Raw genomic sequence first — 15,105 nt, 5'->3', positions numbered from 1 at the left:
CCCCTTAGCGTTTTGACAATTTTTCTTCGATAGTCGCAATCATTTCATCACGAACTTCCTTAACTGGAATCTCAACGATAACAGAGCCAAGGAAACCACGAACAACCAAGCGTTCTGCAGTTGCCTTATCCAATCCACGGCTCATGAGGTAATACATATCTTCTGGATCAACTTGTCCGATAGACGCCGCGTGACCTGCAGTAACATCATTTTCATCAATCAAAAGAATTGGGTTGGCATCTGAACGCGCCTGGTCTGAAAGCATGAGAACTCGACTCTCTTGTTGGGCATCCGCTCCCTTAGCACCCTTGATGATGTGACCGATACCATTGAATGTCAAAGTTGCTTTCTCAAGAATAACTCCATGTTGCAGGATATTTCCAATAGAGTTGCAACCATAGTTAGTTACGCGAGTGTCAATCCCTTGCACCTGACGACCACTTGAAAGAGCTACGGCTTTAAGGTCAGCATGGCTACCATTCCCAATCAAGTCGCTATCAAAATCAGCAACAACATTTCCTTCGTTCATGACACCGATTGCCCAGTCAATGCTTGCATCGTTGCCTAGTTTACCACGACGGCTAATGTAGGCAGTGACATTTTCACCTAGACGGTCAATAGCAGCAAATTTCACTTGCGCACCAGAACGAGCAATCACTTCAACTGTGATATTGGCAGTTGCTTTTGCACTGCCACCCCCTCGTGACTCTAGACGTTCAAGATAGCTTATTTTAGAGTTTTTACCAGCAATGATAAGGATATGCTTGTTAAATGGCACATCGCTATCGCTGTCTTGGTAGAAAATCCCTTCGATTGGTTCTGTAATCTCAACATTATCAGGGATGTAGAGAACAGCGCCACTATTAAAGTAAGCTGTGTGGTAGGCTGCCAACTTGTCATCGTCATACTTAACAGATGACATGAAGAATTCTTCGATCAGCTCTGGAATTTCTTCTAAAGCTGAATGGAAGTCTGTGAAGATAACACCCTGTTCAGCCAATTCAACTGGTGTTTGTTCAAAAACAGTTTGAGTTCCTACTTGCACCAACTTCAAGTGATTATCTAGAGCCGTGAAGTCAGGAACATTTGCTGATGGTTCACTTTCTGTAATAGTTCCATCACCCAGATTCCAACGGTGAAATTTCACACGCTCAATAACTGGTAATTCTAAACTCTCAATCTTATCAAAGGCTTTTTGACGGAGGTCAGCCAACCAGCTTGGTTCAGCATGCATTTCTGAAAAAAGTTTAATAGTTTCTTTAGTCATTTACTTCTCCTAAAAGATACGAGCGAATTATAATTCTTCCTTGTAGTCGTAGCCAAGTTCTTCAGCTAGTTTTGCGTATCCTTCACGTTCCAAACGAGCTGCCAATTCTGGACCACCAGAAAGGACAACACAACCTTCCATCATCACGTGTACCACGTCTGGTGTGATATAGTTCAAAAGACGTTGGTAGTGAGTGATGATCATGGCACCAAACCCTTCTCCACGCATGGCATTCACACCTTTAGATACAACTTTAAGGGCGTCAATATCGAGACCTGAGTCAATCTCATCCAAAAGGGCAAAAGTTGGTTCCAACATCAAGAGTTGAAGAATTTCATTACGTTTTTTCTCACCACCAGAGAATCCTTCGTTAAGGTAGCGCTCTGCCATTTCTTCTTTCATGTTAAGCAATTCCATTTTCTCGTCTAGTTTAGTGATGAACTCACGAATTGAAATCTTTTCATCGTCTTCTTTACCAGCATTCATAGCTGCACGAAGAAACTCAGCGTTGGTAATTCCAGGAATTTCTGATGGGTATTGCATAGCCAGGAAAAGTCCCATACGCGCGCGTTCGTCCACTTCCAATTCAAGGATATTTACACCGTCAAACAAGACCTCCCCTTTGGTAACTTCATAGTTTGGATTTCCCATGATAGCGGCAGAAAGAGTCGATTTACCAGTACCATTTGGTCCCATGATAGCGGCGATTTCTCCTGTTTTCAGAGTCAGATTGACTCCTTTCAAAATTTCTTTTCCTTCAATCTCAACGTGAAGATCTTTGATCTCTAATACTGACATGATAGTTCCTTTCTTTTTCAGGCCTACTTCCTTTATCCTTAGCGAAATCACTTACATTTCTCTAAAAAATACAAGAAAAGGTCCATAAATATACTCTACTAGTATAACAAAAAAAAGCCTAAAAGGCTTTGATTTTGTCTAGAAGCTTGGAGCTAGTCCTTGCGATTTAGGTGCTGATCAATGGTGTCTACAATTTTCCCCATCACGTAACTTAACCTAAAATTTCGAAAGAGTAGAATGGCCCAAAAGGCTGCCATAATATAACGACCAGTCATCCAGGCTTCATTGAAAAAATAAGTTTCAGCAGCCGTGAATAATGCTATTATGATAAATTGTTGTCTATTCATAAACTTATTGTATCATGAAATCTTTCTTTAGTCTTCCTCTACCTTCACTTTATCAGCCAAAAATTCAAATCCTTCTGGAATCAAACTCTCTTCTTTCACCTCTTGATTGGTTTGAGAAGACTTGTTTTTAGCTGAAAATGCTGCTCGAACCTCTTTCCATTCCTCTAGGGAAATAGCCAGAATCTCAGGTGAAAATCCAGCTGCTTGGCTGAGAATATTGCCAAACATAGTATTGAGGTTATCCCGTTTCATGGTTTGACCAGCATTGAAATTAGACTTAAAGGCTAAAATAGCATGGTGTTCATTGGCCGCAACTGGTTGAGAACCTACGAGAAGGGCCTTATCAGGTCCAGCTAAACTTTCTATCACTTCTCCCCATGCATTCTGGAGGCGAATCAAGTTTTGTCGTGCCAAATCAGGATTTTCGACAGCTTCTTGCAGGATAGACTGAACTTTGTTGCGATCCACTCGATAGACTGTCTTGGAAGTGGCTGGACGACTAGGAACTGGCGCAACTTGTTTAGGAGCCGTGCCCACATTGGCAAGTTCTTGTTTGAGACGGGCGACTTCCTGTCTTAGTGCAGAAATTTCACTTTCAACAGCTCCCGAAACCGCAGATTCAGGCTTGATTTCCGCTAAACGAATGGTCATCATCTCAGCGTAAATCTTAGGCTGCAAACTGGCCTTCATATCTGCTAAACTGACTGTAGCTAGACGAATCATTTCAAAGAGACTTTCTTGGGAAAGAGCTAGATTGTCCATAAAAACTGGACTATGATGAGTATTTTCGCCACCTGTCTGAACAACCAGCAGATCACGCAAATACTGCAAGAGATCCGTCACAAACCGAGTCATGCTTTTCCCATTTTCAAACAAAAGATTCAAAGAATCAAGAGCTTTTGGGACATCCTGTTGGACCAAGGCGGCCACATAGTCATCTAGAGCTGATAGACTAATAGTGCCTGTAATCTCCTCGGAAATAGCTGTCGTTAAAGCATTCCCTTGCGTCAAACTCAAGGCTTGATCCAGAATAGACAAGGCATCCCGCATCCCACCTTCAGCCCGTCTAGCAATGATCTCCACAGCTTCTGGTTCAGAACTGATATTCTCTTTTGACAAAATAGTTTGGATATGTTCCTTAATATCTTGCGTTCGAATCGATTTAAACTCAAAACGTTGAACACGCGATAAAATAGTTGCTGGAATCTTATGCAATTCAGTGGTTGCCAAAATAAAGACAACATTCTGAGTTGGTTCTTCAAGGGTCTTCAAAAGCGCATTAAAGGCTCCTGTAGATAACATATGAACCTCGTCGATAATGTAGACCTTATAACGAGCCAAGCTAGGAGCATAGGTAGATTTATCTCGAATTTCACGAATTTCATCGACTCCATTATTCGAAGCCGCATCCATTTCGATAACATCTTCTAAGCTACCTTCTGTCACTGCCTGACAGATATAACAGTTATTACATGGTTCTCCGTCTACCTGGTTTGGACAGTTCATAGCCTTGGCAAAAATCTTGGCTACACTGGTTTTCCCAGTTCCACGAGGACCTGAGAAAAGATAAGCGTGACTAATCTTTTCCTGCTCAACCGCTTGTCTTAGAGTTTTAGCCACAACCTCTTGGCCTACTAGCTGTGAAAAGGTCTGGCTTCTATATTTTCGATAAAGTGCTTGATACATTAGGCTTTCTCCTCAAACATTGTAAAGTCCCATTCTGTCTTCTCAAGCAAAATAGCGACAAATTGTTCCAAGTAATCACGATCAATAGCATTGTAATCATCAATCAGAGAAGAATCTAGGTCTAATACACCGACTAATCTTCCATTCTTAAGCATAGGAACTACGATTTCACTCCTGGCATGACCATCACAAGCAATGTAGTTTGGATAGGTACTTACATCGCCAACTAAAACAGTCTCCTGAAACTCAGCAGCTTCTCCACACACGCCTTTTCCAAGTGGGATGCGAATGCAAGAAACTCCACCTTGAAAAGGACCTAAAACCAACTCACTTCCATCAAACAGATAAAAACCTGAAAATACAGTATTGGGGAAGCGAGATTTTAGGAGGGCACTAGCATTCGAAAGATTGGCAAGAACATTGCTCTCACCTTCAAGTAAATAAGAGAGTTCCTCATTTAACAATTGATATTGTGATTGTTTTTCTGAATCTAACATAGAACTATTATATCAAAAATGAGAATGAGACAAAAGAAAAATCCCTTGTTTTAAACAAAGGATTTTGTGATTATCAATTTGATTAAAGTTCGATATCACCGAACAAGTCAGCCATTGAGAATCCTGTTTGTGTTTCTGGAAGTTCGAAATCACGTTTTTCTTGACGTTTTGGACGACGTGGACGAGCAGCACGTTTTTCTTCTTTTTGTCCTTCTTCTTGAGCTGGACGTTCTTCAAGAGCTTTGATAGAAAGTGATACACGTTCTGCGTCAGCGTTAACATCAAGTACTTTAACAGTAACTTCTTGACCAACAGTAAGAGCTTCTTTTGGATTTTCGATACGTTTGTGTGAAATTTGTGATACGTGAACAAGTCCATCGATACCTGGCAACACTTCAACAAATGCACCGAAGTCAGTCAAACGTTTAACTGTTCCTTCTACTACATCACCTTTAGCCAATTTTTGCTCAACGCCATCCCATGGTCCAGGTGTTGTTGCTTTAAGTGAAAGTGATACGCGTCCTTCTTCTTCGTTAAGATCAAGGACTTTAACCTCGATTTCTTCACCAACAGTTACAACTGATTTAGGTGAGACGTTACGTTCGTGTGACAATTCAGTCAAGTGAACCAATCCGTCAACCCCACCAAGGTCGATGAAAGCACCAAAGCTAGTGATACGAGCAACTTTACCAGTTACGACATCACCAACAGCCAATTTACCGAATACTTCAGCACGAGCTGCCGCAGTAGCTGCTTCAACAACTTCACGACGTGAAAGGATGAAGCGGTTTTCTTTAGGATCAACTTCTTTGATTTTAGCATCAAATTCTTGACCTACGAAACGCTCAGTGTTACGTACGAAACGAGTATCCAACATTGAAGCTGGGATAAATCCACGAACACCTTCAAATTCTACTGAAAGTCCACCTTTAACGGCACGAGTTCCTTTAACAGTAACAACTTCTTCTTCGCGTCCTACAAGTTTGTCCCATGCTTTGCGAGCTTCAAGGCGTTTTTTAGATACAAGGTATGTAACTGTATCAGTATCTTTACCAACTACTTGACGAAGTACAAGAACATCCAATACTTCTCCTACTTTCACAAAGTCATTGATATCTGCATCGCGATCGTTTGTCAATTCGCGAAGAGTCAAGACACCTTCAACACCAGTCCCAGAGATTGCAACGTTAGCTTGAGTCGCATCAACTGTCAATACTTCAGCACTAACAACATCACCAGGCTCAACTTGGCTAACGCTATTTAGCAAATCTTCAAATTCGTTCATCTAAAAAATCCTCCAACAATCAAGTCTTTCCAAACTTGACATACTTATAATTTTTTTCCTAAGCACCCGCAAAGACATGTTCACATCGTTCACGCCTTTCAATTATAAAAATAAAATACCCTAAGATATTTTTCTTTTTATCTTGAACTTATTACCTAAGAACTGGGGTAGCTGGATTCGAACCAACGCATGAGGGAGTCAAAGTCCCTTGCCTTACCGCTTGGCTATACCCCAATGATGAATGGAGAGAGAGGGATTCGAACCCCCGAACCCGAAGGAGCGGATTTACAGTCCGCCGCGTTTAGCCTCTTCGCTATCTCTCCAATGTTCAACGAAGACTATTATATCATGAAATTTTCAATAAAACAAGTATTATTTTGTCAAATTATAGTTTTCAATCAAAATTTCCACAGCTTTTTCAAGTTTTTTATAAAAACTATCGACATTTCCATTCTTTATGATGGCAAATTGGCTATCTAATTCGGCAATTTCCCCAATAACCTTTTTCCCGATCGTCAAAACGTATCCTTCATAGCTGTCTTTTCCAACAGCCACTTTTGCATCGGTTAATTGGATTTCAATTTTCTTATCTTTTTTACTCATACTGTACCTCTTTTCACTTTTTCTATTGTACAAGAAAATGCTCAAACTAGCAAGAAAAAACTCCATTTCAGTCCTTACAACTGCTACGGAGTTCTTCTTTACTTCATGTCTTTTAGTCCACTTTGACAATCCATCCTTCAGGCGCTTCTACATCACCAAATTGGATACCAGTCAATTCATCATAGAGTTTACGTGTAACAGGACCTACTTCTGTTTCACTGTAGAAAACATGGAAATCATCGCCATGTTGGATACCTCCAATTGGAGAAATAACTGCTGCTGTACCGCAGGCACCTGCCTCTACAAAACGATCCAAATTATCAATTGGGACATCACCTTCAATCGGAGTTAAGCCCAAGCGGTGTTCTGCCAAGTAAAGCAAAGAGTACTTGGTAATGGATGGCAAGATGGATGGGCTCAATGGCGTAACAAATTCATTGTCGGCCGTGATTCCAAAGAAGTTGGCTGATCCGACTTCTTCAATCTTTGTATGTGTAGATGGATCTAGGTAGATAACATCTGAAAATTGGCGTGACTTGGCCATTTTACCTGGGAGGAGACTAGCAGCATAGTTTCCACCCACCTTGGCCGCACCTGTACCATTCGGAGCTGCACGGTCGTATTCATCCTGAATCAAGAAGTTTGTTGGAACTAAACCACCTTTAAAGTAATTTCCAACTGGCATAGCAAAGATGGTGAAAATATACTCTTCTGCTGGTTTAACCCCAATAATATCCCCAACACCAATCAAAAGTGGACGAAGATAAAGGGTTCCACCTGTTCCATATGGTGGGACGTATTCTTCATTTGCACTCACAACTGCTTTACAAGCTTCTACAAACATTTCTGTTGGAACTTGTGGCATCAAAAGACGGTCACAAGTACGTTGCAAACGCTTAGCATTTTCGTCAGGACGGAACAATTGAACACTGCCGTCCTTGGTACGATAGGCTTTCAATCCCTCAAATGCTTGCTGTCCATAGTGGAGACTTGGAGAAGACTCTGAAATATGCAAGGTTGCATCCTCTGTCAATTCTCCTTGATCCCATTGACCATTTTTGTAGTGAGCGATATAACGGTAAGGTAATTTCATATAAGCAAATCCAAGGTTTTCCCAATCAATTGCAACTGTCATGTGTTTCTCCTTTATACTATTCAAACTATGTGTTCTATTCTACACTTTTCTAGTAAAATTTCAAGTATTATTTGTAATTTTCTGAAAATTTTTCAATACAAAAAATCAGCCCTCTGGACTGATTTTTTTATGAATTCGCTTTATCCTCTTTAAAGACTTCTTTGAGGTAAGCATCGAAAACTTCTTCATCTGAAATGGTGTCTGAAATAAAGCTTCCATTGCTAGTACGTTCTGACAAGTTGAGGTCTTGCAATCGACTCTCATAGATTGTTCCCTTGTTAGATTGGACAAGTAACGTTTGGTCGTTTTCTTCTACTTCTGTACTAAAAAGATCACCAACGAAACCTTGCTCTGCAACTGCTCCTGCTAAAAAGACACGATGTGGTTTGTTTTTCAACTCACGCAAGACTTGTAGACCTCGTTTAGCACGGCCGGTCTCTGGAATTTCCTCAATGGAAACACGTTTTAAGCTACCGCGTTGGGTCAAGAGGTAGAAGGATGAGGTGTTACAGATAAAGGCGGCCTGAAGCAAATCATCTGCTTTCAGGTTCATAGCCTTGACACCTGCAGCCTTTGCTCCGACAATCGGAACCTCTTCGATATTGAAACGAAGGGCGTAACCGTTTTGGCTAATCAAGAGAACATCATCTAGTTTAATTGGAGCTACTGCTACAATCTGGTCTGTCTCGTCTTTGAGCTTAGCATACTTGACAGATTTAGACTTATAAGTTCTCCATGGAGAAAATTCTTTACGTTCTACGCGTTTGATTTGACCAAGACGAGTTGCAGCAAAGTAGGTTGTCGCATCTTCAAACTGGTCCACGACTTCTACATAAAGGATTTCTTCGTTAGTTTCAAAGTTTGTAATGGTCTGGCTCAAGTGCTCTCCGATATCCTTCCAGCGAATATCTGCTAACTCATGGATTGGTCGATAAATGACATTTCCAAGAGTTGTGAACATCAAGAGATGCTGGGTTGTCTTGGCAGATTGAACAAAGATCAAACGATCATCATCACGCTTGCCAATTTCTTCCAGCGTAGATGCTGCAAAGGAACGTGGGCTGGTACGTTTGATATAGCCAGCCTTGGTCACACTGACATAGGTATCTTCCTCAGCGATCAGACTAGCTGTATCAATCTCGATGACTTTTGCTGTATCTTCTAATGCACTCAAACGTGGAGTCGCAAATTTCTTCTTAACCTCACGAAGCTCCTTCTTCATGAGATTGTACATGGTCCGCTCATCACCGATAATCGCCGCAAGCATGGCAATCTTTTCACGAAGTTCTGCTTCTTCTTCTTGCAAGACAACCACGTCGGTGTTGGTCAAACGATACAGTTGCAAGGTAACGATGGCCTCAGCCTGCTCTTCTGTAAACTCATAGCTGACCTTGAGGTTTTCCTTGGCATCAGCCTTATTCTCAGAAGCACGAATTAAAGTAATGACTTCGTCCAAAATCGAAATCACGCGAATCAAACCTTCGACGATATGGAGACGTTTCTCAGCCTTTTCCTTGTCAAAGCGAGAACGCGCCAAAATCACTTCACGACGGTGGGCGATATAGCTAGACAAGATTGGGACAATCCCGACCTGACGAGGTGTGAAATTGTCAATCGCCACCATATTAAAGTTGTAGTTGATTTGCAGGTCAGTGTATTTGAAGAGATAGTTAAGAACCAGCTCCGTATTGGCATCTTTCTTGAGTTCGATAGCGATACGAAGACCATCACGGTCAGACTCGTCACGAACTTCAGCAATCCCTGCCACCTTGTTATTGACACGAACATCATCGATTTTTTTGACCAGATTGGCCTTATTGATTTCATAAGGAATCTCAGTGATAACGATTTGCTCCTTGCCACCTTTTAACTTTTCAATCTCAGTTTTAGAACGAACGACCACGCGCCCTTTCCCAGTTTCATAGGCTTTCTTGATTTCATCACGACCCTGAATAATCCCTCCTGTCGGGAAATCTGGTCCAGGCAAGAATTCCATGAGTTTGTCGACCTTGGCAGTTGGATGGTCAATCATGTAGACTGTCGCATCGATAACCTCGGCCAAATTATGAGGTGGAATGTCAGTAGCATAACCAGCCGAAATACCAGTCGAACCATTGACCAAGAGGTTTGGAAAGGCAGCTGGCAGGACTGTCGGTTCTTTCTCGGTATCGTCAAAGTTCCAAGCAAAAGGAACTGTCTTTTTCTCGATATCCTGAAGAAGATAACCAGCAATCTCAGACAAACGTGCCTCGGTATAACGCATAGCCGCAGGCGGATCCCCATCCATAGAACCGTTATTACCGTGCATTTCAACTAGAATCTCACGATTTTTCCAGTCCTGAGACATACGGACCATAGCATCATAGATGGAACTATCACCGTGTGGGTGGAAATTCCCCATGATGTTCCCAACTGACTTGGCCGACTTACGGTAGCTCTTGTCAAAAGTATTGCCATCCTTATTCATCGAATAAAGAATACGACGCTGAACCGGCTTCAATCCATCACGAATGTCTGGCAAAGCCCGGTCTTGAATAATGTACTTGGAGTAGCGACCAAAGCGCTCTCCCATGATGTCCTCAAGGGACATGTTTTGGATATTACTCATATAGGATACAGAGCCCGTAAAATACAAAGGAAATTTATCTTTTTCACACAGTATTTAGGGCATGTTCAACTCCTTTCAAAGAATGTAGAGTAGGTTTTTATAGAATAAGGGATAATTTACAGAAATTAGTCTCGTGTTCAGTTACTATATATAACCAAACGATCCTTTCTGTAGTTTAATCTTTTAAATTATATATTTTTTTAGTTAGTGATTTGAAAGTCTCTCCTCAGCATACTCAATCATCCTCTCTGCCACTTCCTTATCATAGTCAAGGCCCATCTTGTTAGCAAGGTATTGAGCTTCTTGGTGGAAATGTTTCATTGTTGCAAATAAAGACTGAGTGACTTTGTCACTACATGAGAAATCAAGCAGATTCGAGAATTCCTTCTCTTTCTCAGCAGACAAATAGTTAAAGAGATACTTGTAGTTCTTGCCGATGTCGACAGTCCCCCTATCACTTGCTACCTGCCAGGCTAAGACCTTCAAGAGTTCTTGTTGACAAATACCGTAGAGATGGTCGATCGCATAGATGAGCTGATTACGACAAATCCCTTTAACCACGTAGGCTGATACCCACCAAAATTCATTGCAGGCTTTTTCAAAATCAATCGGGCTAGCTGGATCCGTCCAGTAACGTTGAGGACTTGGTGAATAAGGGGCAAACAAACCCTTAGTGTCCTCCAGCACCGTGAAATCCGCTTCGCTTTCTACCCACTCCTTGATATACTCTTTAGGACATAGAGTCAAATCAATCCGATTGCCATCTTCAAAGAGCATAAGATAAAGTCGACGGTGTCCCAGTACATTATACTGTTCAATCAGACGGTTGCCCAACCGGTCCAACCAAGCAAGGTCACTCGTCAGATTATCTAAATCGTCCACTACATAAACAACATCATAGTCCTGAAACTCATCTTTTGGTGCTTTTGTATCAGTCCGTGAACCGGACATGGCGACAGCCTCGACTTGTATATTTTGGGCTACCTGTAAAATCAATCTCAGCATTTGTACTTCACTTCTATGTTGTCTGCACATATCTTTTATAGAGTTATTTTTCATAGCTGTCTTGCTCCTCTTGTTTTTGGATGTCTCGTATTCTTTTCTTCTCAAGTTCGCCTACTATCAATTGGATAGTCGAACCAATTCCCATAACGATTAAAACAAAATAAAACAATTTAATATCGTTTCTATGATATATTTTAAAACTTCTCCATAATACAAAAGTATTTACTAATGAAAGAAGGAAAAGCAAAATAGCATTGAATAGGAGTGTTATAGCAAACTTACTCTTAAAATACCTATAATGTTTTCCAATTCTATAGAGGGTATATAGTGAGAACACAATCATCAAAGGGGTGAAAGCAAGTGCATAAAATAAGATAAACCCTATTCCTGAGTATGGTTTACTTTCCATTGGTAGATCTAATAGACAGATAGCAATAGTGAGGATGTTCAATATAAACAAGGATACTGTGCGAGCACACTCTTTTCTACCTTTATTGGTCGTTAAATCATATATAATTCCAAAAATGGCTAGGAGAACAAGGAAAAAAGGCAACATTAATAACGTAATCAATACCGCACCTCCAGGATGATTGAAAGTAGTCAACTTGGAAATAGATTAGCAAGCTTTACCTGTATAATTTTTGATACCTGCAATGTAATGTATAATCCAACAATCCTGTCACAGTTTCTATAAAACTAAATCTTGCCTCGCTTATTAGTTGAAATAACCTAATATTTAGTTAAAACTAAAGATTAACCATTTGTCATTCTACTAATCTTTTTTAAATTCGAAGATTTGCCCATTAGTAGCAGAAAGTCCATCTGAATTAAATATTTCAAGATTAATTGTATCTTTATCTTTCTTTTCAACCTGATATCGAATTCCATTATCATCAACTAAGTTTACGACCGAATCTTTACGATCCTTTACTTCTAGATTCTCAGCTATTTTTCTTTCACCACTTAAAATAGTCCATTTCCCACTTTCTTCTTTAAATTCATACTTAGAATTTGTTTGATCACTAGTCCATGTACCTTTTAGCCATGCTTCCTTAGAGGAACAAGCAGATAAAATAACAGCCATAAAAGCAACTAATACAACTACATATATTTTTTTCATCATAACTCCTTTGTAATTTCAAAATTTATTAAAACACTGTCGCTTCTTCCAGCGTAAACTTGACATTATCTTCAATCCATTTACGGCGTGGTTCAACCTTATCTCCCATGAGGACATTGACGCGGCGTTCAGCGCGTGCCAAGTCTTCAATCGTGACACGAATGAGAGTTCGGGTTTCTGGATTCATAGTTGTTTCCCAGAGCTGATCCGCATTCATCTCACCAAGACCTTTATAGCGTTGGAGGGTAGCACCTTTGCCGAATTGCTTACGAAGTTCTTCTAACTCTCCGTCCGTCCAAGCATAGGCCACTTCTTCTTTCTTGCCTTTCCCTTTGGACATCTTGTAAAGAGGCGGAAGGGCGATATAGACATGTCCTGCCTCGACTAGCGGACGCATGTAACGGTAGAAGAATGTTAAGAGAAGTGTTTGAATGTGGGCACCGTCGGTATCGGCATCGGTCATGATAATGATCTTGTCGTAGTTGGCATCTTCAAGGGAGAAGTCTGCCCCGACACCTGCACCTATGGTGTAAATCATAGTGTTGATTTCCTCATTTTTGAGGATATCCGCCATCTTGGCCTTGGCTGTATTGATAACCTTACCTCGAAGAGGTAAGATAGCCTGAAACTTACGATCACGACCTTGTTTAGCAGAACCGCCGGCAGAATCCCCCTCGACTAGATAGAGTTCGTTCTTTGCAGGATTTTTAGACTGGGCTGGGGTCAATTTTCCAGACAGCAAGCCTTTGTCTTTCTTGTTTTTCTTACCATTTCGGCTCTCATCACGCGCCTTACGTGCCGCTTCACGAGCGTCACGAGCCTTGATAGCCTTACGGATGAGGTTAGAAGCCAATTCCCCATTTTCCATAAGGAAGAAGGTCAACTTATCAGCCACAATCCCATCCACAACTGGACGAGCCAGAGGACTTCCTAGTTTGTCCTTGGTCTGTCCTTCAAACTGAAGATGCTCTTCAGGAACCAGAATAGAAAGAACGGCTGCTAGTCCCTCGCGATAATCTGAACCTTCTAGGTTTTTATCTTTTTCCTTGAGAAGACCTGTCTTACGCGCATAGTCATTCATGACCTTTGTAATGGCAGACTTGAGTCCCGTCTCATGGGTTCCACCGTCTTTGGTACGGACATTATTGACAAAGGACAAGATGTTATCTGAAAATCCATCATTGTACTGGAGGGCGACTTCCACTTGGAAACCATTGTCTTCCCCTTCGAAGTAAAGAACAGGCGTCAAGGTTTCCTTGTCTTCATTCAGATAGGAAACAAAGTCTTGTACCCCGTTCTCATAATGGAATTCGATTGCTTCATCTGTTCGCTTATCTGTCAAAGACAAGGTAACATTTTTTAAGAGAAAGGCTGACTCATTGAGTCGTTCTGAAATGGTATTGTACTTAAAGTCAGTCGTAGAGAAGATTGTCGCGTCAGGCATGAAGGTGACTTTGGTACCTGTCTTAGTCTTGGGTGCTGTACCAATTTTCTTCAAAGTCGTGGCAGGTTTTCCACCATTTTCAAAGCGTTGCTTATAAACAGCACCATCACGAGTGATTTCTACTTCTAGCCAACTAGATAAGGCATTCACGACGGAAGAACCAACCCCGTGGAGACCACCAGAAGTCTTATAACCACCCTGACCGAATTTTCCTCCAGCGTGAAGAATGGTGAAGATAACTTCAACGGTTGGGATACCCATGGCATGCATACCAGTCGGCATCCCACGACCATGGTCCTCTACTGTTAGACTTCCGTCTTTATTGATAGTCACATCAATGCGATCACCGAAGCCAGACAAGGCCTCATCGACTGCATTGTCCACAATTTCCCAGACTAGGTGATGGAGACCTGCACCGTCGGTCGAACCGATATACATCCCCGGACGTTTACGGACCGCATCCAACCCTTCTAGCACCTGAATGGCGTCATCATTGTAGTTATTAATATTGATTTCCTTTTTTGACACAAGGAACCTCCTATTTGTTCATCTTTTCTATTTTACAGGTTTTCTAGGGATTTTGCAAAGTTTTTCCCGTTCAGCTGTCACAATTTTAATGGATATTCTCATCATTTCTACACTATTTCATGGTATAATAGTTCTATGATGACATTTGTATTATTAATTTTAGCTTATCTGCTAGGTTCGATTCCATCCGGTCTTTGGATTGGACAAATCTTCTTTCAAACAAATCTGCGTGAACATGGTTCTGGAAACACCGGAACAACCAATACTTTCCGAATTTTAGGTAAGAAAGCGGGTATGGCAACCTTTGTGATTGACTTCTTTAAAGGAACCTTGGCCACTCTGCTTCCAATTCTTTTCCACCTACAAGGTGTATCACCTCTTGTCTTTGGACTTTTGGCTGTCATTGGACATACCTTTCCTATCTTTGCAGGCTTTAAGGGGGGCAAGGCTGTCGCAACTAGCGCTGGAGTTGTTTTCGGATTTGCGCCTATCTTCTGTCTCTACCTAGCAGTCGTATTCTTTGGAACTCTCTATCTTGGTAGTATGATTTCCTTATCTAGCGTTGCCGCTTCTATCGCAGCCGTTATCGGAGTTCTCCTATTTCCACTATTTGGATTTATCCTAGACAGCTATGACCCTCTCTTCATTCTGATTATCCTAGCACTTGCTAGCTTGATTATCATTCGTCACAAGGATAATATCACACGTATCAAAAATAAAACTGAAAATCTTGTCCCTTGGGGATTGAACCTAACCCATCAAAATCCTAACAAATAAAACGC

At 41.2% G+C, this 15,105-nt stretch carries 14 protein-coding genes and 2 tRNA genes; 1 reads left to right on the top strand and 15 read right to left on the bottom strand.

Going from position 1 to position 15,105, the window contains the following annotated elements:
- Positions 1 to 4: 4 nt before the first annotated feature.
- The 15 genes from sufD to parE all read right to left on the bottom strand — a co-directional run bounded on the left by sufD (position 5) and on the right by parE (position 14,323).
- Positions 5 to 1,267 (bottom strand): Fe-S cluster assembly protein SufD, encoded by a 1,263-nt coding sequence (gene sufD / locus AC4ME5_RS00210; RefSeq protein ID WP_220106842.1) that lies wholly within the window; start codon positions 1,265 to 1,267, stop codon positions 5 to 7.
- A gap of 27 nt (positions 1,268 to 1,294) precedes the next feature.
- Complete coding sequence (sufC, locus tag AC4ME5_RS00205) at positions 1,295 to 2,065, bottom strand: Fe-S cluster assembly ATPase SufC (RefSeq protein ID WP_220106841.1); 771 nt, start codon at positions 2,063 to 2,065, stop codon at positions 1,295 to 1,297.
- Between the two features lie 152 nt (positions 2,066 to 2,217).
- The gene (locus AC4ME5_RS00200; RefSeq protein ID WP_061588248.1) at positions 2,218 to 2,412 is read right to left on the bottom strand and encodes a DUF3272 domain-containing protein; all 195 of its coding nucleotides are present in this window, start codon (positions 2,410 to 2,412) and stop codon (positions 2,218 to 2,220) included.
- A gap of 27 nt (positions 2,413 to 2,439) precedes the next feature.
- Positions 2,440 to 4,098 carry a DNA polymerase III subunit gamma/tau gene (gene dnaX / locus AC4ME5_RS00195; RefSeq protein WP_491799318.1) on the bottom strand — a complete coding sequence of 553 codons (1,659 nt, stop codon included), beginning with the start codon at positions 4,096 to 4,098 and terminating at the stop codon, positions 2,440 to 2,442.
- Positions 4,098 to 4,595 carry a GAF domain-containing protein gene (locus AC4ME5_RS00190; RefSeq protein WP_491799317.1) on the bottom strand — a complete coding sequence of 166 codons (498 nt, stop codon included), beginning with the start codon at positions 4,593 to 4,595 and terminating at the stop codon, positions 4,098 to 4,100. Before AC4ME5_RS00190 ends, dnaX begins: the two co-directional genes overlap by 1 nt.
- Positions 4,596 to 4,677: 82 nt before the next feature.
- On the bottom strand, positions 4,678 to 5,880 hold the full coding sequence (gene rpsA, locus AC4ME5_RS00185) for a 30S ribosomal protein S1 (protein WP_235081161.1): 1,203 nt from the start codon (positions 5,878 to 5,880) through the stop codon (positions 4,678 to 4,680).
- A 162-nt stretch (positions 5,881 to 6,042) separates the two neighbouring features.
- Positions 6,043 to 6,114: transfer RNA gene (locus tag AC4ME5_RS00180), tRNA-Gln, on the bottom strand.
- 8 nt (positions 6,115 to 6,122) lie between these two features.
- Positions 6,123 to 6,203, bottom strand: a tRNA-Tyr gene (locus tag AC4ME5_RS00175).
- A 49-nt stretch (positions 6,204 to 6,252) separates the two neighbouring features.
- Positions 6,253 to 6,483, bottom strand: coding sequence for a DUF2969 domain-containing protein (locus AC4ME5_RS00170; RefSeq protein ID WP_049490136.1), 231 nt, complete (start codon positions 6,481 to 6,483; stop codon positions 6,253 to 6,255).
- Positions 6,484 to 6,595: 112 nt separating this feature from the next.
- Positions 6,596 to 7,633 (bottom strand): branched-chain amino acid aminotransferase, encoded by a 1,038-nt coding sequence (locus tag AC4ME5_RS00165; RefSeq protein ID WP_491800048.1) that lies wholly within the window; start codon positions 7,631 to 7,633, stop codon positions 6,596 to 6,598.
- Between the two features lie 112 nt (positions 7,634 to 7,745).
- A complete protein-coding gene (gene parC / locus AC4ME5_RS00160; RefSeq protein WP_491799316.1) occupies positions 7,746 to 10,226 on the bottom strand; it encodes a DNA topoisomerase IV subunit A in 2,481 nt (826 codons plus the stop codon).
- A gap of 204 nt (positions 10,227 to 10,430) precedes the next feature.
- On the bottom strand, positions 10,431 to 11,285 hold the full coding sequence (locus AC4ME5_RS00155) for an aminoglycoside 6-adenylyltransferase (RefSeq protein ID WP_491799315.1): 855 nt from the start codon (positions 11,283 to 11,285) through the stop codon (positions 10,431 to 10,433).
- Positions 11,275 to 11,787, bottom strand: a complete 513-nt coding sequence (locus AC4ME5_RS00150) for a hypothetical protein (RefSeq protein WP_021164707.1) — start codon at positions 11,785 to 11,787, stop codon at positions 11,275 to 11,277. Before AC4ME5_RS00150 ends, AC4ME5_RS00155 begins: the two co-directional genes overlap by 11 nt.
- A gap of 216 nt (positions 11,788 to 12,003) precedes the next feature.
- Positions 12,004 to 12,351, bottom strand: coding sequence for a hypothetical protein (locus AC4ME5_RS00145; RefSeq protein ID WP_007522158.1), 348 nt, complete (start codon positions 12,349 to 12,351; stop codon positions 12,004 to 12,006).
- 28 nt (positions 12,352 to 12,379) lie between these two features.
- A complete protein-coding gene (gene parE, locus AC4ME5_RS00140) occupies positions 12,380 to 14,323 on the bottom strand; it encodes a DNA topoisomerase IV subunit B (protein ID WP_084938473.1) in 1,944 nt (647 codons plus the stop codon).
- 135 nt (positions 14,324 to 14,458) lie between these two features.
- Between parE and plsY the strand changes: the two genes are divergently transcribed.
- Complete coding sequence (plsY, locus tag AC4ME5_RS00135; protein ID WP_096422060.1) at positions 14,459 to 15,100, top strand: glycerol-3-phosphate 1-O-acyltransferase PlsY; 642 nt, start codon at positions 14,459 to 14,461, stop codon at positions 15,098 to 15,100.
- Positions 15,101 to 15,105: the final 5 nt, after the last annotated feature.

The organism is Streptococcus sp. A69, assembly GCF_058556195.1.
Note: the sequence above shows the minus strand (reverse complement) of the source record. Positions and strands in the feature narration are given on the sequence as shown.

Excerpts from the sequence above, each read along its gene's own strand:
- rpsA (WP_235081161.1), bottom strand. The coding sequence starts at position 5,880 with ATGAACGAATTTGAAGATTTGCTAAATAGCGTTAGCCAAGTTGAGCCT.
- sufC (WP_220106841.1), bottom strand. The coding sequence starts at position 2,065 with ATGTCAGTATTAGAGATCAAAGATCTTCACGTTGAGATTGAAGGAAAA.
- AC4ME5_RS00145 (WP_007522158.1), bottom strand. The coding sequence starts at position 12,351 with ATGAAAAAAATATATGTAGTTGTATTAGTTGCTTTTATGGCTGTTATT.
- sufD (WP_220106842.1), bottom strand. The coding sequence starts at position 1,267 with ATGACTAAAGAAACTATTAAACTTTTTTCAGAAATGCATGCTGAACCA.
- AC4ME5_RS00190 (WP_491799317.1), bottom strand. The coding sequence starts at position 4,595 with ATGTTAGATTCAGAAAAACAATCACAATATCAATTGTTAAATGAGGAA.
- AC4ME5_RS00200 (WP_061588248.1), bottom strand. The coding sequence starts at position 2,412 with ATGAATAGACAACAATTTATCATAATAGCATTATTCACGGCTGCTGAA.
- AC4ME5_RS00150 (WP_021164707.1), bottom strand. The coding sequence starts at position 11,787 with ATGTTGCCTTTTTTCCTTGTTCTCCTAGCCATTTTTGGAATTATATAT.
- parC (WP_491799316.1), bottom strand. The coding sequence starts at position 10,226 with ATGAGTAATATCCAAAACATGTCCCTTGAGGACATCATGGGAGAGCGC.
- plsY (WP_096422060.1), top strand. The coding sequence starts at position 14,459 with ATGATGACATTTGTATTATTAATTTTAGCTTATCTGCTAGGTTCGATT.
- dnaX (WP_491799318.1), bottom strand. The coding sequence starts at position 4,098 with ATGTATCAAGCACTTTATCGAAAATATAGAAGCCAGACCTTTTCACAG.
- AC4ME5_RS00155 (WP_491799315.1), bottom strand. The coding sequence starts at position 11,285 with ATGAAAAATAACTCTATAAAAGATATGTGCAGACAACATAGAAGTGAA.
- AC4ME5_RS00170 (WP_049490136.1), bottom strand. The coding sequence starts at position 6,483 with ATGAGTAAAAAAGATAAGAAAATTGAAATCCAATTAACCGATGCAAAA.